The sequence below is a fragment of the Persicitalea jodogahamensis genome, assembly GCF_014651615.1.
Lineage (GTDB): Bacteria > Bacteroidota > Bacteroidia > Cytophagales > Spirosomataceae > Persicitalea > Persicitalea jodogahamensis.
Map to the genome: position 1 here is coordinate 92,325 of NZ_BMXF01000006.1, position 23,130 is coordinate 115,454.

The 23,130-nt window shown below is 51.2% G+C and carries 23 protein-coding genes; 11 read left to right on the forward strand and 12 right to left on the reverse strand.

Annotated elements, in window-relative coordinates; genetic code table 11:
- Positions 1 to 58 precede the first annotated feature (58 nt).
- The 7 genes from IE117_RS22900 to IE117_RS22930 all read right to left on the reverse strand — a co-directional run bounded on the left by IE117_RS22900 (position 59) and on the right by IE117_RS22930 (position 6,003).
- Complete coding sequence (locus IE117_RS22900) at positions 59 to 1,714, reverse strand: S41 family peptidase (protein WP_189567768.1); 1,656 nt, start codon at positions 1,712 to 1,714, stop codon at positions 59 to 61.
- Positions 1,715 to 1,772: 58 nt separating this feature from the next.
- Complete coding sequence (gene rnpA, locus IE117_RS22905) at positions 1,773 to 2,195, reverse strand: ribonuclease P protein component (protein WP_189567770.1); 423 nt, start codon at positions 2,193 to 2,195, stop codon at positions 1,773 to 1,775.
- 88 nt (positions 2,196 to 2,283) lie between these two features.
- The gene (gene rpmH / locus IE117_RS22910) at positions 2,284 to 2,442 is read right to left on the reverse strand and encodes a 50S ribosomal protein L34 (protein ID WP_189567778.1); all 159 of its coding nucleotides are present in this window, start codon (positions 2,440 to 2,442) and stop codon (positions 2,284 to 2,286) included.
- A gap of 137 nt (positions 2,443 to 2,579) precedes the next feature.
- The gene (locus IE117_RS22915; protein WP_189567780.1) at positions 2,580 to 3,803 is read right to left on the reverse strand and encodes an NADP-dependent isocitrate dehydrogenase; all 1,224 of its coding nucleotides are present in this window, start codon (positions 3,801 to 3,803) and stop codon (positions 2,580 to 2,582) included.
- A 168-nt stretch (positions 3,804 to 3,971) separates the two neighbouring features.
- Positions 3,972 to 4,787 carry an Fpg/Nei family DNA glycosylase gene (locus IE117_RS22920; RefSeq protein WP_189567783.1) on the reverse strand — a complete coding sequence of 272 codons (816 nt, stop codon included), beginning with the start codon at positions 4,785 to 4,787 and terminating at the stop codon, positions 3,972 to 3,974.
- A gap of 106 nt (positions 4,788 to 4,893) precedes the next feature.
- Complete coding sequence (locus tag IE117_RS22925; RefSeq protein WP_189567785.1) at positions 4,894 to 5,577, reverse strand: hypothetical protein; 684 nt, start codon at positions 5,575 to 5,577, stop codon at positions 4,894 to 4,896.
- Positions 5,578 to 5,664: 87 nt separating this feature from the next.
- Positions 5,665 to 6,003, reverse strand: a complete 339-nt coding sequence (locus tag IE117_RS22930; RefSeq protein WP_189567787.1) for a PadR family transcriptional regulator — start codon at positions 6,001 to 6,003, stop codon at positions 5,665 to 5,667.
- Positions 6,004 to 6,193: 190 nt separating this feature from the next.
- Here IE117_RS22930 and lysS point away from each other — a divergent pair, with 190 nt between their 5' ends.
- The gene (lysS, locus tag IE117_RS22935; RefSeq protein WP_189567789.1) at positions 6,194 to 7,906 is read left to right on the forward strand and encodes a lysine--tRNA ligase; all 1,713 of its coding nucleotides are present in this window, start codon (positions 6,194 to 6,196) and stop codon (positions 7,904 to 7,906) included.
- A gap of 77 nt (positions 7,907 to 7,983) precedes the next feature.
- Here lysS and IE117_RS22940 read toward each other — a convergent pair whose 3' ends face one another.
- The gene (locus tag IE117_RS22940; RefSeq protein WP_189567791.1) at positions 7,984 to 8,178 is read right to left on the reverse strand and encodes a cold-shock protein; all 195 of its coding nucleotides are present in this window, start codon (positions 8,176 to 8,178) and stop codon (positions 7,984 to 7,986) included.
- Positions 8,179 to 8,407: 229 nt separating this feature from the next.
- Between IE117_RS22940 and IE117_RS22945 the strand changes: the two genes are divergently transcribed.
- Positions 8,408 to 8,629 carry a PspC domain-containing protein gene (locus tag IE117_RS22945; protein ID WP_189567793.1) on the forward strand — a complete coding sequence of 74 codons (222 nt, stop codon included), beginning with the start codon at positions 8,408 to 8,410 and terminating at the stop codon, positions 8,627 to 8,629.
- A 24-nt stretch (positions 8,630 to 8,653) separates the two neighbouring features.
- On the opposite strand, the gene IE117_RS22950 is transcribed toward IE117_RS22945, so the two are convergent.
- The 3 genes from IE117_RS22950 to IE117_RS22960 all read right to left on the reverse strand — a co-directional run bounded on the left by IE117_RS22950 (position 8,654) and on the right by IE117_RS22960 (position 12,109).
- Positions 8,654 to 9,646, reverse strand: coding sequence for a glycosyltransferase family 2 protein (locus IE117_RS22950; protein WP_189567795.1), 993 nt, complete (start codon positions 9,644 to 9,646; stop codon positions 8,654 to 8,656).
- A gap of 76 nt (positions 9,647 to 9,722) precedes the next feature.
- Positions 9,723 to 10,067: a YbaB/EbfC family nucleoid-associated protein gene (locus tag IE117_RS22955; RefSeq protein ID WP_189567797.1), complete on the reverse strand. Its 345-nt coding sequence runs from the start codon at positions 10,065 to 10,067 to the stop codon at positions 9,723 to 9,725.
- A gap of 95 nt (positions 10,068 to 10,162) precedes the next feature.
- Complete coding sequence (locus IE117_RS22960; RefSeq protein ID WP_189567799.1) at positions 10,163 to 12,109, reverse strand: T9SS type B sorting domain-containing protein; 1,947 nt, start codon at positions 12,107 to 12,109, stop codon at positions 10,163 to 10,165.
- Between the two features lie 202 nt (positions 12,110 to 12,311).
- On the opposite strand from IE117_RS22960, the gene IE117_RS22965 reads away from it, so the two are divergent.
- The 9 genes from IE117_RS22965 (at position 12,312) to IE117_RS23005 (ending at position 21,791) form a co-directional block, all read left to right on the forward strand.
- Positions 12,312 to 13,571: a bifunctional 3,4-dihydroxy-2-butanone-4-phosphate synthase/GTP cyclohydrolase II gene (locus IE117_RS22965; RefSeq protein ID WP_189568088.1), complete on the forward strand. Its 1,260-nt coding sequence runs from the start codon at positions 12,312 to 12,314 to the stop codon at positions 13,569 to 13,571.
- Positions 13,572 to 13,627: 56 nt separating this feature from the next.
- On the forward strand, positions 13,628 to 14,056 hold the full coding sequence (locus IE117_RS22970) for a GNAT family N-acetyltransferase (RefSeq protein ID WP_189567801.1): 429 nt from the start codon (positions 13,628 to 13,630) through the stop codon (positions 14,054 to 14,056).
- A 34-nt stretch (positions 14,057 to 14,090) separates the two neighbouring features.
- Positions 14,091 to 14,915, forward strand: coding sequence for a DUF1206 domain-containing protein (locus IE117_RS22975; RefSeq protein WP_189567804.1), 825 nt, complete (start codon positions 14,091 to 14,093; stop codon positions 14,913 to 14,915).
- Positions 14,916 to 14,979: 64 nt separating this feature from the next.
- Positions 14,980 to 15,789, forward strand: a complete 810-nt coding sequence (locus IE117_RS22980; protein ID WP_189567806.1) for a DUF1206 domain-containing protein — start codon at positions 14,980 to 14,982, stop codon at positions 15,787 to 15,789.
- A 132-nt stretch (positions 15,790 to 15,921) separates the two neighbouring features.
- On the forward strand, positions 15,922 to 16,470 hold the full coding sequence (locus IE117_RS22985; RefSeq protein ID WP_229581351.1) for an RNA polymerase sigma factor: 549 nt from the start codon (positions 15,922 to 15,924) through the stop codon (positions 16,468 to 16,470).
- Entirely contained in the window at positions 16,460 to 17,167 is a 708-nt protein-coding gene (locus IE117_RS22990) for a hypothetical protein (protein ID WP_189567808.1), read from the forward strand. The genes IE117_RS22985 and IE117_RS22990 overlap by 11 nt, the downstream gene beginning before the upstream one ends.
- Positions 17,168 to 17,201: 34 nt before the next feature.
- Entirely contained in the window at positions 17,202 to 18,284 is a 1,083-nt protein-coding gene (locus IE117_RS22995; RefSeq protein ID WP_189567810.1) for a hypothetical protein, read from the forward strand.
- 138 nt (positions 18,285 to 18,422) lie between these two features.
- Complete coding sequence (locus tag IE117_RS23000) at positions 18,423 to 19,892, forward strand: alkaline phosphatase PhoX (protein ID WP_189567811.1); 1,470 nt, start codon at positions 18,423 to 18,425, stop codon at positions 19,890 to 19,892.
- Between the two features lie 90 nt (positions 19,893 to 19,982).
- Positions 19,983 to 21,791, forward strand: a complete 1,809-nt coding sequence (locus tag IE117_RS23005) for a cytochrome-c peroxidase (RefSeq protein ID WP_189567813.1) — start codon at positions 19,983 to 19,985, stop codon at positions 21,789 to 21,791.
- Between the two features lie 69 nt (positions 21,792 to 21,860).
- On the opposite strand, the gene IE117_RS23010 is transcribed toward IE117_RS23005, so the two are convergent.
- Positions 21,861 to 23,042 carry an efflux RND transporter periplasmic adaptor subunit gene (locus IE117_RS23010; RefSeq protein ID WP_189567815.1) on the reverse strand — a complete coding sequence of 394 codons (1,182 nt, stop codon included), beginning with the start codon at positions 23,040 to 23,042 and terminating at the stop codon, positions 21,861 to 21,863.
- Positions 23,043 to 23,130: the final 88 nt, after the last annotated feature.

Below are 23,130 nucleotides of genomic sequence, written 5' to 3' on the forward strand. Positions count from 1 at the left end.
ATCGGCAGCCGACATTTCCCAAAGGGAATGCATCGGCTGCCGATTTCAGCAGTAGAACTTACTTCGTGGGCTTCAACAAGGCGTTGTAGCGATCCATATCTTTATATAGATCAAGTGCCGCCTTCATTTCGGGATCGTTGCTGAACGATGCCTCTTTCATGCCCTTTTCAAGATAGTAATGCTTCACGATTTCCTCCTGCAGGAGTGCCATCAGCTCTTCTTTATGGATTTGCAGGTCGTTTTCCTTATTGTGCGTTAGCTTACTTTTCAAGGCTTTTATCTGATCCTCAATCGTTTTGAACGACTTTTCCTTTTTGGCGGCCTCTTCCAGTTCCGTCAGGTCTTTGTCTACCTGCGTGGTGTAAGTGTATTCTTTGTCGGCGAGCCATTTCGTGAAATTCTGGTAGTCGGCGTCCGTCACGCGAAACTCACGAGCCGGCTTGATGGTCGGATTCTCCGAATGGTACTTTACGGCATAATCAAATAGCAATCGCTTGCGGGCCAGGGTGGTGGCTAGCGGCGAATGCGTTTCCTTTTCGGTCAGGATATCGGGCAACACGCCACCACCATCATAAACTACCCGGCCGTTGCGAGTCTTGAAAGCCGTTTGGAGCGAATCGGGTACTTTGCCCACGCTGCCGTCCTCATTGCGGTGGCTGTAGTCGATGGCCTGAATGCAGCGCCCGCTTGGAATGTAGTACTTGGCGGTCGTAATCTTCATTTTGGTATTGTACGACAAATCCCGGGTAGTTTGTACCAATCCCTTACCGTAGGTTCGCTGACCAATCAGTACACCACGGTCGTAATCCTGGATCACGCCTGACACGATTTCTGCCGCCGAAGCCGAGCGATTGTTCGCCAGCACCACCAGCGGAATTTCGGTATCCAGGGCAGGATTATAAGCCGAATAGGTTTTGTTCCATTCTGTCACTTTTCCCTTGGTCGAAACAATCTCTTCACCTTTCGGAATAAACACATTGGCTATTTCGATGGACATATTCAGCAGTCCGCCAGGATTCTCACGCACGTCGAGGATCAGCTTTTTCATACCTTTTCCCTTCAACTCCTGAAAAGCGTTACGCACTTCGCGAGACGCGGTGGCTGTGAAATCTTTCAGATCGATATAGCCCACTTCGTCGTTGATCATACCGTAGTACGGAACGTTCGTGACTTTCACTATGTCGCGACCTACCGGAATTTCCATTGGCTTTTGCACGCCGTAGCGCTTGATAGTTAGCTTAGTGGTCGAGTTGGTTTGTCCGCGCAGGAGCTTACCAGGGTCAGAGTCAGCGAGGGTCGAAAGGTCGATACCATCAATTTTCAAAATCTCGTCGCCCAACTGCAGCCCTGCTTTCTGGGCGGGCGTGTCCTCGTATATCATCATAATGATATGCTTGTCGTCCGCTGAACTCACCATTGCACCGATGCCGTTGTACTTCCCGGTCGTCATGGTCATGTAGTCCTCGATGTCGTCTTCGGCGTAGAAGTTGGTGTATGGGTCGAGGGTTTTCAGCATTTGATCGATGCTGGTCTTGATGAGGGTGTTAGGATTTACCTCATCCACGTAGTACGCGTTCAATTCCTTGAACAGCGTGGCGTAGATATCCAGATTGCGGGCAATTTCGAACAAGCGGTCGTCCTGCTTGAAGGAAACAAATAAAAGCCCCGCCACTACGGGAACGGCGAGCCAGAAAGAGCGGAAGTGTTTTTTCATAAACGGCACTCGGCTTTCGGCACTCGGCTTTCGGCCTTTTTATTTTTTTACAAGAAATTTAGGAAGAAGGCGGTGCAGCCATTTTTTGAAGGATCTTCACCATCGACTTTTCAATAACGTCGTACGGGCTTATTTCTTTTGCAAGATACAGAAAAGCCACAGAAGCAGCCGGTGGAGCTTCGGATTCTAAGGTGAATACATGCTTGTGTAATCGGTAAGCCTCCCGACAGCGACGGCGAATAAGATTACGGTCCACAGCCCGCTTGAAATTACGCTTCGATACGGAAAAAAGTACCTGTGGTGGCGCGCTTTGCGATGCAATCGGGGTTTCGGAAGCCCCGTCCGGCGCCTGAGCCGGAATGAACAACACCCGAAAAGGGAAGTGATAGAACGTCTGAACTGCGGGGTTGCCACGCTGAAAAAGCCGCTCGATAGTCGAGCGGCTTCGTAATTTTTCTTCTTTTCTAAAGGTCTTTTTCAAGCTCGTGCCGGGAAAACTGTCCGTGACGTGAATTCCGAAAGTAATTCAACGACGCTGCGTAGTCCGTCCAAGCCTGACTAGTAACGCCTTACTGCTTGTGACGCTTCTCGTCGGACACGCTCAACTTGTGGCGGCCTTTGGCGCGGCGGCGCTTTATGACATTCCGGCCGTTGGCGGTGGACATGCGCTCCATGAATCCGTGCTTGTTGCGACGCTTGCGCTTGGATGGCTGATAGGTACGTTTCATCTCAGTATCAAATTTATAGCTTTATAATCTCCTGCTTTCCTGATTTGGGCTGGCAAAGGTAGATAAATATTTTTTGAAAAAAAACCGCTGGCCAAAACAAAGGCCAGCGGTTTTCTAATCTTTCGAAAGAGCGACCCTTAGGCCAGCTCCTTCTGCAAATTTTCGTTAATAGCTTCGAGGAAATCTTCCGTATTCAGGTAGTCGTCCTTCGTGAGCTTGTCGCCGTGGATAATCAGGGCGAGGTCTTTGGTCATCTTGCCGCTTTCTACGGTGTCGATACAGACCTGCTCCAGCGTATCGGCAAACTTGATAAGCTCCTGGTTGTCGTCCAGCTTACCGCGGAAGGCCAGACCACGCGTCCAGGCGAAGATCGAGGCGATAGGGTTGGTAGACGTAGGCTTGCCCTGCTGATGTTGACGGTAGTGGCGCGTTACGGTACCGTGAGCCGCTTCGGCCTCCATCGTGTTGCCGTCGGGCGTCACAAGTACCGAGGTCATCAGGCCGAGTGAGCCAAAGCCCTGCGCGACGGAATCAGACTGCACGTCGCCGTCGTAGTTTTTGCAGGCCCACACGAACTTGCCGCTCCATTTGAGAGCCGAGGCCACCATGTCGTCGATCAGGCGGTGTTCGTACACGATACCTGCTTCCTGGAATTTGTCCTTGAATTCGGTATCGAATATTTCCTGGAAAAGATCTTTGAAACGACCATCGTATTTCTTCATGATGGTGTTTTTGGTCGAAAGGTACACGGGCCAGCCTTTCTGCAAGCCCATGTTCATACACGCCCGCGCGAAGCCTTTGATTGAGTCGTCGAGGTTGTACATGCCCATGGCAACCCCGCCGCCGGGGAAGTCGAAAATCGTAAACTCCTGTACCGTTCCGTCCTCGCCCTCAAACTTCATAGTCAGTTTACCTTTACCAGGTACCACGAAATCGGTAGCGCGGTACTGATCGCCAAAGGCGTGACGGCCCACAATGATCGGGTCGGTCCAGGTCGTGACCAGGCGCGGTACGTTGCTCATCACGATCGGCTCGCGGAATACGGTGCCGTCCAGGATGTTACGGATCGTCCCGTTTGGCGAGCGCCACATCTGCTTCAGACCAAACTCTTCCACGCGGTCCTCGTCGGGCGTGATGGTAGCGCACTTGATACCCACGCCGTATTTCTTGATGGCGTTGGCTGCGTCTATGGTCACCTGGTCGTCCGTTTCGTCGCGGTATTCGATGCCCAGATCGTAGTATTTTATGTCAAGATCGAGGTAAGGAAGGATCAGTTTGTCCTTGATAAATTTCCAAATGATGCGGGTCATTTCATCGCCGTCGAGTTCGACGACCGGATTGGCAACTTTGATTTTGTTCATGTAAGTAGTTTTGATTTAGGGGTAAAAGCCAACTCAGCTAAATTGAAAATACGGCGCAAAAGTACGAAATTATTTAGTGGAGAGCGCCCTTCGACTACACTCAGCATAAAAATGAAGAGTATAACAGGGCCTCGACGTGCAGTTTAGGGTAAAGCGAGGGCCACCTCTTTACTTCTGACAAGTCGGACAAAAGTACGTCGTGCGCCCACCGACCCGGATTATTTCGATAGGGGTGCCGTCGCGCGGACAGGTCAAATGCTGCTCTGTATCCTCGCCATAGGGCGAATCGTCCCATGCCCGGGCGTGTATAAGGAACGACTCAGGAAAGTGGGCGTAGCGGGCTTCCTTTTCAATGGCCGTCAACAGCACCAGCTGAGTAGCTTCACGCAACGCCACGATTTCGTCAGGTAAGAGTTCGTTGGCCCGTCTTTCGGGATGGATTTTTGCCTGAAAAAGCAACTCGTCGGCGATCCAGTTGCCCACTCCTGCCGCCACGCTCTGGTCCAGCAAGGTAGATTTGATGACGGATTTGCGATTGGCCAGGACATTTGTCAGATCTTCTATGGTCAATTCCAGGGCATCTTTGCCAATTTTCTTTTTCTTCAAAAATGCCGCCACGTCTTCCACCAACCCCACGCGCTCAAACTTGCGCGGGCAAACGAATCCCAGATTGAACCCGCCCCGAAAGTAAAACACGATGCGGGCGTGACGCGGACGGTCCAGTGAATTGTGGTAGTACTCCAAACTACCTGACATCCCGAAGTGCATCCTGACGGTCACGCCAGGCTTGTCCGTAAATACGAACAGGTTCTTACCTACGCGCCGCGTCCCGGTAAAGGACGCGCCCCGCAGCGTTTCGAGTAAGGTGGCGTAATCGGTAGTGAGGAGTTTAGGGTCCTCCACGTCGATATTTTCGATGGGTTGATGCAGGCAGGAGGCTTCCAGGTAGTGGCGGTAGCCTTCGACTTCGGGTAGTTCGGGCAATTTATTTTAGTGGATAGTTGAATGTGGAGAATGGGTAGTGATTTGGGAGGCTGATTCTCATCACAAAAGCTATAACTACCTTGAAGCGCTTTGGTTTGGCTGAAAACTAAGCGAAAGCCAGCGGAAATAGCCTGCGTTGTTCTTTTGCCAGCCTCTTAAAACTCAATATACTCGCCGCAAATCCCAGCCAGCTTATCCAGCACAATAGTGGGACGAGTATCGAGTATACCTCGAACGGATAAGTTTTCATGATCCAGTCGGCTATTACGAACACAGCCTGAAAATGAAACATATTCCAGAAATGCAGTATCCCATTGTATTGGTAAGAAGTTAATCTGTAACCCCTGGAAGGCCTGTTTCTATACACGGATATAGCATTAACTACTATGGCCGATAATGCAAGGGATGCGTTAATCAGCAGGAAATTATCGCCTTCCAGAAAATCAAAGCAGATATAAATCAGCATTCCGCCGATGAGTGAGCCTATCAGGAATGGGAGCCGGAGAAGGTACTTTACGCATTGCCACCAAAGTACCCTAGCGCGCCTGTCAGCCGCCTTCTGCTTCTGCTCCACTAACTCACTGAAGCCGAAAATTCCGAATCTTTGATATATCCGCTGAAGACCCTCCCCGAACGTAATATCCGGTGATTCCGCCATTTGCTGCTCGATTTCGCTGGCGAGGTGATCCACCAGTTCGACCTGCACGTCGTAGTGATCGACATATTTGCTTCTCACGAAGCTAAAAAGAGCTTCAATCTGTTCATCGGTGAGTGCTTTTGTGATGGGCATAACAATTATTCTTTATTTGTTGAGAGCGGGGCGCCCCATGGCATTTAATTGTTTAATGTCTTCCGCAAACCGTTGAGAATTTGCTCTTTAACCTAAAATAACCTTTGGCCCCAGCAAAATCCGCATATGTTCAATGAAGCTTTCCAGCTCCGCCAGGCGGTTTACGGTTTCTGCCTGACCCTTAAGCGTAATGGAATAGTACTTGCGCAGGCGGTTTCCGGCGGGAACTACCTCCACCGTCAGTAGTCCTTCGGCCTCCAGTTTGTGCAGAGCCGGATAAAGCGCGCCCTCGTTGATCGTTAGCTCATCGGAAGTCATTTCCCTGACCTTCTGCGTCATTTCGTAGCCATACATCCGCCCGTTTTCTTCCAGAAGTTTTAATATAATAGTCGTCAGACTGCCTTTGTATAGTTGAGATTTGTTCATTCGGCAAAAATATACCTCAGATTCTGATGTATCAAGTATTCGAAGAGAAAAAATCAACCGGTGAGACTCTGACAAGCGGGCTGAAAACCTTTTCCCGCAAATTTTCCCTAATTTTGCCAACTAATTTTTGAGGGAAGAGGCCGTTGAAAAATTAATTTCAACCTTCGACTTTCAACTTTCAATCGAATCAATGCTAAGCGAACAGGAACTACTGCGCCGCAACAAGCGCGAACAACTAATGAAACTGGGCATCGACCCTTACCCGGCAGCCGAGTATCCGGTGAATGCCCATGCGGCCGATATTCTCAAAAACTACGAAAACCACAAACTGGACTATAAAAGTGTGGCTTTGGCGGGACGGTTGATGAACTTCCGCATCATGGGTAGCGCGTCGTTTGCCGAATTGCAGGACAGTACGGGGACGATTCAGGTTTATTTCCGCCGCGACGACATTTGCCCCGGTGAAGACAAGACGCTTTACAATACCGTATTCAAAAAATTGCTCGACATCGGCGACATCATCGGTGTGAAGGGCTTCGTCTTTACGACACAAACGGGCGAAATCTCCGTTCACGTGCAGGAGTACACGATTCTGAATAAATCCCTGCACCCGTTACCGGTAGTGAAGCGCGACGACGATGGCAATGTCTATGATCAATTCAGCGACCCCGAACTACGTTATCGTCAGCGATACGTAGATCTGATCGTGAATCCCCACGTGCGGGAGGTATTCAAAAAACGGGCGAGGATGATTACGACCATGCGCGGGTACTTTGATGAAAAAGGCTGGCTGGAAGTAGAAACGCCCGTGTTGCAGGCCATTCACGGCGGCGCGGCGGCACGGCCTTTCGAAACACACCACAACGCGCTGGACATGAAATTGTACCTGCGCATTGCCACCGAACTGCACCTGAAAAGATTGATCGTAGGTGGTTTTGAAGGCGTGTACGAATTTGGCAAACTGTTCCGCAATGAGGGCATGGACCGCACCCACAATCCCGAGTTCACGACCGTGGAACTGTACGTAGCTTACAAAGACTACGAATGGATGATGCGTATGGTGGAGGAATTGCTGGAAAAAGTGGCCCTGGCCGTTAACGGTAGTACCAAAACTACCTTCGGCGGTACCGAGTTGGACTTCGCCGGACCCTATCCGCGCCTGAGCATCACCGATGCCATCCGCCAGCACACCGGCCTGGACGTGGAAACGATGGATGAGGCAGCCATCCGGGAGCAGTGCCGCGCCTGGGGCATGGACGTCAACGACACAATGGGTAAGGCCAAACTGATCGACGAGGTCTTCGGGGAGAAGGTAGAGGAACACATCATTCAGCCGACCTACATCATTGACCACCCGGTGGAGATGTCGCCGCTGACCAAAAAGCATCGCAGCAAAAAAGGCGCGGTGGAGCGATTCGAGCTATTCGTAAACGGCAAAGAAATAGCCAACGCTTACTCGGAGTTGAACGACCCGATCGATCAGAAGGAGCGCTTTGAGGACCAATTGAAACTGAAAGAGCGCGGCGACGATGAGGCGATGGAAATGGACGACGACTTTATTCGCGCCCTCGAATACGGTATGCCGCCCACGGCGGGCATCGGTATCGGCATTGACCGCATGGCCATGTTGCTCACTGATAACGCCAGCATTCAGGAAGTGATTTTCTTCCCGCAAATGCGCCCTGAAAAGAAAGCCGAGGTATCGACCAACGCCGACTATGAGGCAGCGGGTGTCCCGGCCGTCTGGATTCCGGCCCTGCAAAAAATGGGCTTCATGACCGTTTCTGCCCTGAAAACAGCCAATCCCAACAAAGTATTTAACGATTTGGGCGGGATGCGCAAGAAGTTAAAAATAGATGCTCCGATGCCGAAGAAAGAAGACGTAGAAGGCTGGATTTCGTAAATTCAGGAGAATCTTTAAATAAAAAGACCGCAGCTTTGTTGCGGTCTTTTTACGTTTTACTGCCGGAAAAGTAAAAACTATATCTTACTTATTTGCACAGCGTTTAGTCCTTTTTTGCCTTCCACGACCTCGAATTCCACGCGGTCGTTCTCGCGGATCGTCAGCCCACCCAGTCCTGTAACGTGGACAAAGATGTCCCGGTTTGTGTCGTCTTCCACAATAAAGCCGTACCCCTTGGCCTCATTGAAAAATTTTACCGTACCTGTCTGCATAATGATAAAAATAAGATTGAAAAAAAGCTTTGCCCACAAATAAACTAAATTTGTTTGGAAAAAATCAAATTGCGCCAAACAAATGTAGTGTGTGCATGATAGCCTTTTTTGCAGATCATCCGGGTTATTGTTGCCCGTTGGTACGACATTTTACTGATCCTGCCAGGAGCATCCCATTTGGATTCAAACCGACAAATTGCTACTTTGTACCTTTTAAGAGAAAAATACTATGGATCGGATTCGATACTACGTAGAAAATCAGGTGTTTGGAGTGTGTGCCGGACTGGGCGAAAAACTTAGCTTTTCGGCGAGCAGCATCCGTTTGTATTTCATCTACGCCTCCTTCCTTACTTTTGGCTCACCCATTATCATCTACCTGGTGCTAGCCTTCTGGATGGAAATGCGCAAGCATTTGCGCCGTCACCAAAGCCCTACCATTTGGGAGTTTTAGGAAAAATTTACTCCGAGGTAGATTCTACGGTAATTCGGAAAACCTCCTTTTCCCCTTCACGAAATACTCCCATACCACGCTGTGGCGGTAAAGGCTTGCCTGTCGGGGCGGGCGGTTTCCGCGCTCATTGAGCCGGGGTATGAGGCGGTAGAAGGCGAAGTGTGCCCGCACGATAGCCCACACGTCGGGCCAGGCGCCGGCCACCATGAATCGGACGCTCGAGATACCGTCCAGCACCAGCCGGGCCAGCAGCACCCGCATCCTTTGTCCGATAGGCATATTCTTGTAAATCATCATCAGGTTATTGCGGTAATTCAGGAAGGTCTTTCGGGGGTTAGACTTGTGCAAAGTACCTCCGCCTACGTGATACACCTCGCTGTCGCCGCAACAGACGATCCGCCAACTTCGGTTTAGTAGCCGCCAGCACAGGTCGATCTCCTCCATGTGGGCAAAGTACCGCTCGTCAAACCCTTTTGCTTCCCAAAAAGCAGTCGCCCGTACAAACAGGCAGGCTCCCGTTGCCCAGAAAACATCGACAGTGGCATCATACTGGCCGTTGTCGGGTTCACAGGTGTCGAACAATCGCCCCCTGCTATACGGGTACCCCAGAAAATCCATATAACCACCCGCTGCCCCGGCATATTCGAAATGGGTCCGGTGGTGAAAATCCTTGATTTTTGGCTGGCAAGCGGCCACATCGGGGTTGGCTTCCAGGTATTTCAGCATCGGCCTTACCCAGTCGGGTGTCACTTCAACGTCAGAATTGAGCAATACGTAGTAATCGGCCTTAATTTTGGAGAGTGCGTAGTTGTAGCCTCCCGCATAACCTTTGTTATCAGGGATGACCAACACGTGTACATCGGGCATCTCCCGCAGCCACGTCAACGATTGATCGGTAGAGGCATTGTCGGCTACCCAAATCTCACAGTTCGGAGAGAACTGACGTACTGAGGGCAGAAATTGTTCCAGGTACTTCTGTCCGTTGTAGTTGAGGATGACGATGGCAACCTGTTTCATTAAAAAGAAAAAATCCGGTTCTAAGCTGAAACCGGAAGTGGTGGCAAAGAGGAAGAAAAGAAGAGGGGTGGGGAGATTATTTCATCAAATTACCCAAATCCAGGCCCGGAATGTTTGGTAGCATGCCCTGAGTGGATTTCTGAAGATGATCCTTGATTTTAGGTTCGATGTTTTCCATGGCCTTGTTCACAGCTGCCACCACCAGGTCCTGCAGCATTTCCTTATCCTCGGGCTTAATGAGGTCGTTATCGATCTCCAGCCCGACGATTTTTTTCTGGCCGTTGATCGTCACGCGCACAAGGCCAGCACCCGATTCAGCGGATTCAGTAATACTGCTCAGTTGTTCCTGTGCTTCTTTCATGCGGGCCTGCAAGTCTTTCATCTTGCCCATCATGCCCGATAAATCCATGTTTCCTAGCATACTTATTTAATGATGAATTATGAGTGATGAGTGGTGAGTAGTCACTCTAATGCCTTTGGGTCATCGTCGCGACCGACTGCCCAAAGATAATACCTTTACCGTAAAAGCAACGCGGTACCATTCCTGACGAACTCTTTCCCCGTGTTATCACGGATAATAACCTTGTAGATGTACGGGCCTTGTGGGGCTGGGGTGCCGTTGATAGAGCCATCCCAACCCGTGGTCGAATCGGTGGTTTGAAAGACCGACTGTCCCCAGCGATTGTAAACAATCATCTGGAAATTGTCGAAGAAAACACCGCTTGGCTTGAAAGTGTCATTTATGCCATCGCCATTAGGCGAGAACGCGTCAGGCAGAAAAAGCGCGGCTTCCCGGCGGTACAGGATTACGTTGGAGAAACTTAGAAATGACCCGTTCCGGGAGCGGGAGCGAATCTGATAATCAAACTCCTGCTCGTTCGGGTCATCGAATTGCGGGTCGTAGGTAAGATTCGCGCCGACGCCCGTTTCTGAGGCAGCACCGCCGTTATTGAGCTTTATCACAAAATAACCACCCACCTCGTCTGTAAAAGATGGGTCGCCCGTCCATTTGATGAAACTGCCTGTGTTTTTCAGGAAAATGGTGCAGACCGGCGGACTGGGTTCTGAGCGGTTGCCACACGCATTTTCGTACATGATTCGGTAGCAGTAAGAGCGTTCCGAGGTCTTGGCGGTCAGATCCGAGTAGCGATTGGTGTTCTGGGTTGTCCCTACTTCCCGAAATCCGGAGGTAGGATTATCAGACCTCTCGAAAATCATCCTGAAAGCAGGAGTAGTCCCCTGGCTGGGTGGAAAGGCTATCAGCGACACGCTGCCGTCTTGTTCCACACTCACAATAGCCTGAGCGATCGCACTGGGTTTCAGGTCCGATTTGGCTATTACCTCAACCGGAGCCGACCGTGACTCGGCCTTATCGATCGTTGTCACGATCTGGTAGCGATATGAAACACCGCATTCGACATCGTTGTCTACGTATGACAATTCATCAATTCTGGTGAATCTTTTGATGCGGTCCCCATTTCGCAGCAGCTCGTAGCCTTTAAATTCTTGCGACTGAGGATATTGGGTCCAGGTGAGGATGTTACGCTCACTTTCGGCTTTGCCGTTCAGTACTGTGGTACATACTTCATTGGATTCGGTTACGTTACCGCAGGCGTCGGTGGTAGCCAGTTTCAGGCAGTGGACTTTCTTGGGGTCGAGGGATTGTAATGTCAGCTCTACGGCTCCTGCCTTTGAGGATTTGACACCGGAACCCACGTAATTACCCGTTCCCGTTTTCACCATAACCTCCAACTCTACTCCATCAATGCCCTGGAAGCTAAGGCCGACAGAGCCATCGGCGCGGGCATCTACCAGGCTTATTTTGATGTTGTCAAGCTTAGTGCCATCGACCCTTACCGGTAAAGTCTTCCACTGGCTGCCCGAGCAGTTGCCACTCATGTAAACTGCTCGATATCGTATTATTCGGGTGCCGCTGCCAAAAAATCGGTGTTCCTTTTGCAGGGCGTCACCTTTGCTTATATATTCTACGGCTGAGGCATCGTTCCAGTCGAGTTCAATCTGATCATACTGGCGGGTGATACTATCGTTGGCAAAAGTGAGCTTGACAATGCCGCCCGGACAAGTGGTGACTGATACTTCAGGTGTCGTGCTGTCGCGTACGATCACTTCGCGGCATGCCGTAATCCCTGTGGCTCCGCTGCTGCCTACCTGCAGGATGCGGTATTTTCCTGGCTTATTGTAAGTGAAAGTGGTGGCAGTAGTCAGGCTAGGCGAAACTTCACCTTTATAATCATATACATAATTAATATTGTTAGCTCCGGCTATAGTGTTGGTTACATCGACTCTGAAAGGAACGCAGCCAATAAGGGGGGCGGTGCCAGTAGCCCCATTGATTGAGAATCCGCCACCACCCTTTAAGCACAGGTCCTGCGCCGAAACCACCGACCCTATTCCTACGACCATCCACACGAGCCAGATCCAGCGGGAATTGCAATTTAACATCCTTATTCTGAGTAAATCCTGTTTCAAAATTTTTTGAAAAATAGATCGTTACCGTGCGAAACGTGGCGGGAAAGAAACAGAAGTCCGTCAACCTTTGTTTCTTCATTGTCAAATGTCAAAAGTAAAGCTTTCCGAACGAAGGGCTTACCTTTACGACTTACAACGCCCCGAGCGGCGAAACTATTTTTCATTGATAGAACTAATGAGCAACAATAATACCAAAATACGCCTCGACTCCATTGAAGAAGCCATCGCGGATATAAAAGCGGGAAAATTGATCATTGTAGTGGATGACGAAGACCGTGAAAATGAAGGAGATATGATAGGGGCTTCCGAAACCATTACCCCCGAACTCGTCAATCTTATGACTCGTGAAGGACGTGGACTTATCTGCGTTTCGCTTACCGAGGAGCGTTGTGAGGAGCTGGGTCTGGACATGATGGTGCAGGTCAACACGGCAGCTCACGAAACGGCCTTCACCGTGTCGGTAGATTTACTGGGTAACGGCTGCACAACGGGGATTTCGGCTTCTGACCGCGCCCTGACAATTCGGGCCCTGGTTGACCCTGACACTAAGCCTGAAGATCTGGGCCGTCCCGGCCACATATTTCCTCTTAAATCGAAACACGGTGGTGTATTGCGCCGCACCGGCCACACCGAGGCTTCACTTGATTTTGCCCGCCTGGCCGGATTGACGCCTTCAGGCGTGCTGGTGGAAGTACTGAACGAAGACGGGTCAATGGCCCGGCTGCCGGAATTACGCATAATTGCGGATCGGCTGGACATGAAACTGGTAACGATCAAGGACTTGATTGCCTACCGCCTGCGGGAAGAAACACTTATCAAGCGCGAAATTGGCGTCGATCTGCCCACAGAGTGGGGGCATTTTGACTTGATCGCTTACCGGCAGACTAACACTGACGAACTCCATCTTGCTTTGGTAAAAGGTACTTGGGAAGAGGACGAACCCGTGCTGGTGAGAGTGCACTCATCCTGCGTAACGGGCGATATCTTCGGCTCCTGCCGTTGCGATTGCGGCGGACAGCTTCATGCTGCCATGGACCTGGTGGATAAAGCCGGGAAAGGCGTGGTGGTATACATGAATCAGGAGGGGCGGGGCATTGGCCTGCTAAACAAATTGAAAGCTTACAAGTTGCAGGAAATGGGCCGCGACACCGTGGAAGCTAACCTGGAACTGGGCCTGCCGATGGACTCCCGTGACTACGGCGTTGGTGCACAGATTTTACGGGATTTGGGTATTTCTAAAATAAAACTCATCTCCAACAATCCTAAAAAGCGGGTTGGACTCATGGGCTACGGTCTGGAAATCGTCGACACGGTCGGCATAGAGATCGCCTCCAACCCCTACAATGAGAAGTACCTGCTCACCAAACGTGACAAGATGGGGCATAGTTTGCTGAATTTGACGGTGGAAAGAGAAGGTAAAAAGGTCGACAGTTGAAAGGGAAATGGTTTTGGATTTGACAGAATATAGTATTGAAGTGATTTGGTAAGTCAATGAATTCGATTCAAGAAGCAAAATCTGACGCTGACGTTTTGAAATGCCGCCGGGCGGTTCAAGTGCTGCGTCCACTACTGGTCGATGAAGTCTACGAAGAAGCCGTGCGGCGGACTCTGGCAGATAATCGCCAGATGATTTTTGTCGAGGAAAACAGCGAGGCCGCTGCCGTGGCGGTGTTCGAGACAGGCTACAACCTGCATCGCGGCAAGTACATTTATATCGATGACCTTTCAACCCTGCCCGAAGCGAGGGGCAAAGGCTATGCTGGGCTGTTACTCGATTGGATCATTGACTATGCGCGACGTGAGGGGTACGACGAGGTACATCTCGACTCGGGCGTAAGCGAAGCACGAACCGACGCCCACCGGCTTTACCTCAATAAGCGAATGCAGGTGACGAGCCTGCACTTCGTTGTAAAGATGTAAGGTGGGTTTTGGGTATCATCTATTTCTCTGAAGTATGGCCGAAGCTTCCCTGTCTTCCCGCAACAAATGGATCGAGCGCACAGGCCAGATTGGTCTGGTGGCCATTGGAAGTGTTTACTTTCTGGTGGGAACCCTGACTTTTGCCAGTTCCATAGATTTTAGTGGTGAGGGCAATAAGGGTAAAGTTTCCCAAATTCTTCAATGGGTGCAGGAGCAGGCATTCGGGCAGTTTTTGCTCGCAGTCATTACACTTGGGCTACTTTGCTATACCGTCTGGCGGTTCATTGAAGCCATTCTGGATACCGATAACAAAGGCAATAGCCTGCATGGCTTGGCTTTGCGGGCTTCTTATCTCTCCTACGGGGTAGTATATGGAGCATTAACGTACTATGCTGCGCGTCTGTTGCTCAGTCACAGCGGTGGTTCTCCGCCTTCTGAAAAAGATACCCGCGAAACCGTGGCCCAGAACCTGCTCGAACTCCCCTACGGACAGTGGATGGTAGGCGCTTTTGCGCTGGGCACGGCGGGTGTGGGTGTCTTTCAACTTTACTTGGCCCTTTCGGGTACTTACAGGTCTATCATTGAAGAGAAAAAAATTGACACCCGCGCTAAGGAGATCCTCATTCGCTCGGGGCAAATAGGTTATGTCGCTCGCGCCATTGTCTGGCTCATCATCGGTTATTTTTTACTGTTTTCAGCCATTCGCTCCCATTCCCAGGAAGCCAATTCCCAGACTGCCCTCAACTACCTGGAATATGAGTACGGTACTCTCACATTAGCCATAGTGTCATTGGGGCTGGTATGCTACGGTATTTTCCAGTTTGCCCGGGCTAAGTACCAGCCTATAGTCAAGAAATGAGGCCATGGTACGATTTTGGTAACCCTCTCGAATAATCACCTCATCTAATAAACACCATCTCTTCATGTCCTTCAATCAAGACAAGTGGATTGAAACTGCCGCCCGTACGGGCCTGACCGCCAAAGGAGTCGTCTATTCGCTGGTCGGAATCCTTACCTTCATGGCAGCTTTCGAAATGGGTAGCGGCGACGACAAAGGCGGCAAATCGCAAGCACTCAACTGGATCGAAGAACAGCCCTTCGGACAAGTGTTACTGGGTTTCGTAGCGGTTGGATTGCTTTGTTATAGTGTTTGGCGCTTGGTGGAGGCCTTTCTCGATACCGAAGATAAGGGCAATGACGCAAAGGGACTGGCCGTCCGGTCACGCTACGTTTTCAGTGGCCTCGTATACGGTGCATCCACTTACTACGCCGCGAAGTTGCTGTTTGGCAGTACTTCAGGTGACGGCGGCGGCGATACCCGCGAAACGGTCGCTCAAAAATTACTGGAACAACCTTTCGGGCAATGGCTTGTGGGGATCGTTGCGGTAGGTGTGATGGCTGTCGGGGTATACCAAATTTACTACTCAGTTTCAGACAAACACCGCAAGAAAATCCAGGAGTCCAAGCTGGACAATAGGGTGAAGGAAACGCTGCTGGCATCGGGCAAGGTAGGATACATCGCGCGGGGCATCGTGTGGTTGCTGATTGGCTACTTGTTTCTGCAGGCTGCCCTCCAGTCCGATTCCAGCGAGGCCGGTGGCTCCGATTCTGCTTTCAGCTTCCTGGAACAGCAGTGGGGTTCCTGGGTATTGGCCGTCGTGGCCCTGGGGCTTTTATGCTATGGCATCTTCATGTTTGTTAGAGCTCGGTACCAGCCCGTCAATACGCGCTGATTGGTTTTCATTCGATATTGAAAAATAAAAATCCCCGCGGGCAACCCTGCGGGGATTTTTCGCATTACTACTATTGAAGACGGATAGAAAAATTGCTTCTTCACTGTTTTTCAACGAAATCGGCCCATCGCTTTGCAAGAAATTGTCCGACAATGCCAACGGGAAAACCCCTTCGCTCAAAAGCGATTGTATGATCGCTACGCGGATCGGCTCTACCGCTTGTGTCGCCGCTACGTGCCGAACGCGATGGAGACAGAGGAGGTGTTGATGAGTGGATTTCTGAAAATATTTAAGGCCATCCTCAACTTTGAGTACCGCAGCAACGACGAACTGGAAGTATGGATGAAGCGCATCGTGGTCAATGAAGCCCTCATGCACCTGCGCAAAACCAAGAAAGAACAGTGGCTTTTAGCGGACACAAATTTGGAAGAAACTACCTGGGCCGCCCAACCTGCCACGGCAGAAGGCGACCTCCACGCCGAAGGCATCCATGACCTTATTCTTCACTTGCCCGATGGCTATCGAACGGTTTTCTGCCTCCACGCCATTGAAGGTTACACGCACCAGGAAATCGGCACCATGTTGAATATCAGCGAAAATACCTCGAAATCACAGCTCAGTAAAGCCCGAACGGCCTTACAGGGCCTCTTGATAAAAAACGGATACAGCTATGAAAGATGAAGAAATAGACGATCTCTTCCGCCGCAACGCAGACTACCTGGCCGATGAACCTGTCCGTGGATTTGATAAGGATGCCTTCTGGCAGCACTTGCAAACCGAACTACCCAAAAAGGAAGAGCGGCGGAAAAAACCTGCGGCCTGGTGGTGGGCGGCGGCTTCGGTACTTCTGGCCGGAATTTTTGGCGGAATATGGTGGATGCAGTCACCGAAATTAGAAGTCAGAACTCTGGCTGAGCAGAAAACGACCACATCACGGTCTGTACCATACAAAGCAACTCGCCCGCAGACCCGTATAGCGGAGGCTACGTCTCAGATTCCGGCCCAAGGCTCCAAAATAGAACCCGCAACATCTTCCAGGCGGCACGGATCAGGGAGAAGAAGTGAAATGCCTGGGGAAAGAGTCTATAAACAGACTATACCGCCAGAAACACCTTCTCCGGCAATGGTAGCTGTCGAGCTCCCCGCGGCCGAACGACCCATCCCAATTATTCTTCCTACGCCCATCGAGGTAGTTGATCCCGTAGCTTCCGAAAAGCCTGCGTACCGCGTGGTACATATCAACGAAATCAGGGAGCGGAAGCAGCAGGAAGCCAGGTCGCGGTCACGATTGGCAGTTCGGGTTGGCCTGCCCTCCGCTTCTCAGGTAACTACCCAAAACGACAATAAGCCTCTTCTGAATATTCCCATTCAACACTGAATTCTAGTTAGTACCTCTATTTAACCAAAACTCCATGAACAGATTATTTGTATGCATCGCTCTCCTGCTGGGGAGCGTCACCGACCCCCTTGTGGCTCAACCCGACCCTAAATTTGACTCAGAACTTAACGCCGATGCCTTCAAAAAAGAGTATTCCGGCTTATTGGATGCCGCCTCGTTCGAGGTGAAGTTGTCAAAAGGAAATGTGCTACTGCTAAAAGCCGACAAGTACTCCCAATTGAAGTTGGTACAGCGCGCCGATTCGCTGGTGCGCCTATTCTGGGACGACTACCGCCCCGCCGTTGAAGGTCTTCCCGAGGACACCGACGGCCTGTCGGTTCACTACATCCTGAACGACAATGAAGAGCCCCAACTTCGGTGGAAAAAGTACCCCCAAAGCACGACTGATTTTACCGTAGTAGACAAGGAGCTGGTACGTTTGAAAACCGTGCAGGATACCCTCAAAATAAGGGTCAATAAAGGTAGTCAAGAAGCGGAAATGCTCCTGCTGACCAACGATTTGACCGATGTTCCGGCTCTTTTTGACCAAATGCGGGAGAAAACGGCTTTCCTGTTTGAAAGCATGGAGAAACGTACCGACCCCAAGGTACTCGACCGTTCGCCCGAGGTATATGGTCGCTACCTGGGCAATCGACAGGTGCAACTGGCCAACTTCGGGTCAGACATGCTGATGATTAGTCCAGGGGCGAGCATTGGCTATATCCGGGGAAATTGGATGACTTCGCTCGATGCCGGATTTACATTTTACCTTGAAAAATCGAAGCTGAAGCCAACCTTTGGCTACCACCACCAGTACTTTTTTGGCCGCGATGCGGAGGGCAAAACTCAGGCGTTTCAAAATGGTTTCGCGTTAGCCGGGCTGGCTTTTTTCAAAAAATCAGATTCCAACATCATCGGCCGCAAACCCGTCGTCCAAACCGGATCGCTGACGCTTGGCTACCTCGTGCACCGCCGGGGCGACTACTACGAGCCCAATACCTGGCGGATTACGGGCGGGCTTAACCTGACGCCCAATCTCAAAGTGGAGCCTGAGGTGTATTTCAATGGTACTTTCAAAAATCTGAGTCCGGGACTGCGATTTACGGTAGGGTTCTGACCCCCGACCGGGGAGTGAGGTACTTTAAGAGTACGTTAAAAACGCCCTCTCAATACAACAGATCCATAAAACGAGGATAACATTCAGTTAATAATCCGTGAGTTGTTTTGCAGCCTCAACTCAAACTGACTGTTGTCTATGAAACTTACTACCGCCGCAGGCTGCGCCCTGCTCACGACCGCCATTCTGGCGGCCTGTATCAATGACCACGACCTCAACAATCCAGCTCCTGCCGTGGCGCTGCAGAACTTCTCGGTCAATCCTTCTCTGATAAAAACATTGCCTGGCTTCGACAACCTGGAAATCACCACGCTTATCTCTTCGGACGATGTGTTGCCTGAGTCCCCCGGCTTTGTCTTTGGCGGCCAGCCCGATGGTGCCGGGATCATCCCAAACCCTGCGGGCGATGGCTTCATCATGATCAACAATCACGAATACCTTCGTTCGGTATCGCGGGTATATCTGGATAAAAACTTCAAACCTACAAAAGGCGAGTACATCGTCAATTACGACGGGGGCACCACGCGCCTTTGCTCGGCTACGATGGCCACACCCGCCGAACACGGCTTCGGTCCCGTCTTTCTGACGGCGGGCGAAAGCGGTGCCGAGTCAATGGTTCACGCCATTAACCCTACGGCTCCCGCCGATCCCGGCAATCCCAACCGCGTGTTGCCCGCCCTGGGCAAAGCGTCGATGGAGAATGCCGTGCCGCTGCCCAAAACGGCTTATCCCGGCAAAACGGTCATAATCATCGGGGAGGACGACGGCAACGGTCAGTTGATTGCCTACGTGTCCAGCTCGGTGGGCGACCTGCAGAACGGCAAGCTGTACATGCTGCGTCGTAAGGATCAGAATACGGTCGAAACCAATATGAAGCGTGGTGAATGGCATGACGTGGAGTTCGTAGAAATCGACAATGCCAAAACTTCCACAGGTGCACAGATCGCCGCCCAGACTGTAGCCAAGAAAGCCATCCAGTTTACTCGTGTCGAAGATGTAGATTACGGAAAAGGCAGCGCCGAAAACGCCCGCAACGTCTATTTTACCGCTACGGGCCAAGCTAGCAACCGCAAAGACCCTGTTCCTGGCAAAACGATGTGGGGCCGCGTGTATCACCTACAAATGGACGCCAATGATCCGCTGAAGGGAAAGCTCGAACTCATTGTGGACGGTGACGAAACCCCCTCTTTGTCCATCACGAATCCCGACAACATCTGCGTGACTCAGAATTTCGTGTATATCCAGGAAGATGGCGACTCATTCTACCTTGATACCAAACATGATGGCCGAATCTGGCAGTACGACATTGCCACAAAGGAGCTGAAGCCGATGCTGGAAATGAATCACCGCCGTGGTGATGCGGCTTTCCAGGCTAAGTATAACCCTTTGAATGTGAATTTGCTTAGCTCGTGGGAGTACGGCGCGATGTACGACGTATCGGATTTGACGGGTATCCCAAACACTTTTGCGGTCAACATCCACCCGCACACCTGGCGTAGCATCAAGTACGCAGGCGTGGACGGAAGCGCAGCCACCAAAACAAGCGACCTTAACGAATCCTTCACCGAAGGCGGCCAGGTGGTAATCGTACGCGGCGTGGCCAAATAGCTCTCGAACAATCGTCGTACGACCTAAATTATACAGATCTGCCGACTTCTGGGAGTCGGCAGGTCTTTTTTGTTTTTAATCAGCAAAAGGATGAAAAAGGTAATTTTTGCAGGGGTACTTTTGGCGTTTTGTTCAGGATTGATTCTTAACTGCCAGCCGGAAAGTACCCCAGTTGAACGCGCCAAGGTACTTTTTACGCAAGATCTGGAAGTGCTGGAAACCCTTGTGAACGGGCCATTGCTGACTTTGGCAGAGCATGGTTCTGACGAAGATTCTTTGCGGGCAGCTTTTTACGAATGCCGGTTGGCTTACAAGAAAATCGAGCACCTTACGGAATATTACTTTCCTGTCACGAGCCGGATTTTGAACGGCCCGCCACTGCCGGAATACGAGCTGGACGAAAATAAAGCCTTTGCGCCGGGAGGCCTGCAGGTAGTTGAGGAAATGCTGTTTCCGTTCGAACCCGGCACACGGGCAGAGCTCGTAAAAGAAGTCAGGAAAATGCAGCCTGAACTACGCCGCTGCCGGGAACTCTGGACAGTCACCGAGGTGACTGAAGCCCATTTACTCGACGCCATCCGTTTGCAGCTGTTTCGGGATATTACGCTGGGGGTTTCGGGTTTTGATACCCCTATTTGTCAGAAGGCGATTCCCGAACTTACCACTAACCTGGAATCTCTGCAACGCTATGTCGATCTGTTTGCAATGGAGGAAGGTGCCGGGCTTGATCTATTATTTGAAAAAGCCATTGTTTTTACCCGGAAAAACCCTGACTTTGATACCTTCGATCGCCTGACTTTCATCTCTGACTACATCAATCCGCTCACCGGCCAACTGGTAGATTTCCAGAATGCGTTGGGTTTCGCGCCGCTTAAAGATCTCACCCCCCTGCGCGGCGACACCCGAACGCTCTTTGACCGCAACCTGTTCGATCCCGATTTTTATACAGGTGATGCCAATGCCTTTACCAACGAGAGCAAGGTAGCCTTAGGCGAAAAGCTATTTCATGAAGTTCGACTTTCCGCGGGCAATGTTCGGAGCTGCGCTTCCTGTCACCAGCCTGACAAGGCTTTTACCGACGGACTACCCCAAAGCGTGGGCTTGAAAGGAACAGCAGTAGCCCGAAATGCCCCAACGCTGTTTTACGCGGCTTTGCAGGAAAGGCATTTCTATGACCAGCGGGCCAGCAGCCTGGAAGCGCAGTCGCAGGATGTGATCCAGAATCACGACGAAATGCACGGTTCGCTGCCCGAAGCCTGTGCCAAGCTGATGAAGGATTCGGACTACGTGCTAATGTTCAAAAAAGCGTTTCCCAGCATTGACGATATTCAGCCCGCCCACGTAATGAATGCCCTGGCCAGCTACGAACGAACCCTGCTTCCCTTCGACAGTCGCTTTGACCGCTACATGCGGGGTGATAAAACAGTACTGAACGGGGCCGAGAAGCGTGGGTTTAATCTGTTCATGGGCAAAGCCAAATGCGGTACCTGCCACTTTATGCCCATCTTCAACGGCACCGTACCGCCCACCTTTGTCCACAGCGAGTCGGAAGTGCTGGGTGTGATGACCGCCCCCGGGTCCGGAAAGTTAGACCCCGATCAGGGTCGGGGCGCAGACTATCCGGCGATGCCGGATCTGAACCGCGCCTTTAAAATTCCAACCGTCCGTAACGTGGCCCTTACCGCACCATACATGCATAATGGCGCATACCAGACGTTGGAGCAAGTCATTGATTTCTACGACCATGGAGGCGCGGTAGGGTTTGGCCTCAATCTCCCTAATCAGACACTCCCTGCCGATTCTTTACGGCTCGACGCGCGGGAGAAGTCAGATTTGGTGGCATTCATGGAAGCGCTGACGGATTTGGAGTTACGGAGGAATAAGATAGCCCAGAAATGATATTCATGGGTATAAAAAAGAGCGGCACAAGTCCCGGGTAATTACCCATGATTACGATAAGTGTCTCCACTATTCTTCCGGCTCACTCCGCTTGGCGAATTCGGCGTCGATCAGGTACGCACCTTTCGTGACCAGTTTTTGTCCGGTAAGCTCAACAGGTGTTTTAATAGCAATGCTGCCCGATTCCGCCGTATCTCCGATTTCAACGGGGATGCGATGGAATTCACGACTGTTTTTTTCAATGTAAATAAAGCCATTCGCTCCTTTCCGCACCAGCGCGTCGGGGGGCACGGTCAGGGCGGTGCGGCTGCCTGTACGAATGTACGCCGAGACATACTCGCCGGGGATTAATTCCTGTTCCCGCTTCTCGTCGCGGACGTGAGCGTGGATGTTAAGGCTGCGGGATTCGCCTTCCAGCATCCTGCCTACCAGATGAACGTAGGCCTGCATGGGTGCGCCGCTGGCGGGAATGATGCGGACCTCCTGGCCTTTTTTTATCAAAGCTGCCTCCTGCTCAAAAACATTCAGTTCAATGTGCATGTGGGATTTATCGATAATTTCCAGCAACTCCTCGCCGGGCGCTACCTGCTTGCCCAGGTTAATGTTGGCAATAGTGATATATCCGTTGACCGGGGATACGATACGCGCTGTCGGCGCAATGCCGTTCTTTTCCAAACTACCCACCGAAAGGCCCAGCAATTTCATCTTAGCCGCCAGCGACTGGGTCAGGGCTTGGGTGGCGTCGTAGTCGGCCTGGGCTTTTTCGTAGTTTTTTCGGGCGCCGACGTTTTCGCCACTGAGTGTTTTTTGCCGTTCCAGTTCTTTCCCCAGGAAGGTAAGCTGGCTGCTGTTTTGCAGATAATCCTGCTGCAGCTGAATGAAATCGAAGCTTTCCAGGGTCGCCAGCAGCTCGCCTTTTCGGACGCGCTGTCCCGGCAGAGTGTTCACGTACCTGATCTTTCCGCCGATCGGCAGACTCACCGTCGCGCGATTTTCAGGTGGTAAATCCACGCGACCGTTGGCCTTTACTTCTGAACTCACCGTTTCGTTTTGAACGCTGCCCAGCTGCACGCCGATGGCGCGGTACTGCGACTCGGTCAGCGTGATTTCGTTGACAGCGATGCTGTCGGGAGTGCTTGTTTTGGCAGCTACTTCTTCGTCTGATGGTTGTGATCCTGTTTGGCAGGAAAACAGCCACGCTGCTGCAAGCAGACCAATCAGCACGCTTTTGAATGTGTTATTTCGGTTCATAAAAATTGACGGTATACTGGTGTCTATGCTTTTATTTTTTCGCCGTCCTGAGACAGCAGGCCCGCGTCGGTGCATTGACCGGCCGGTC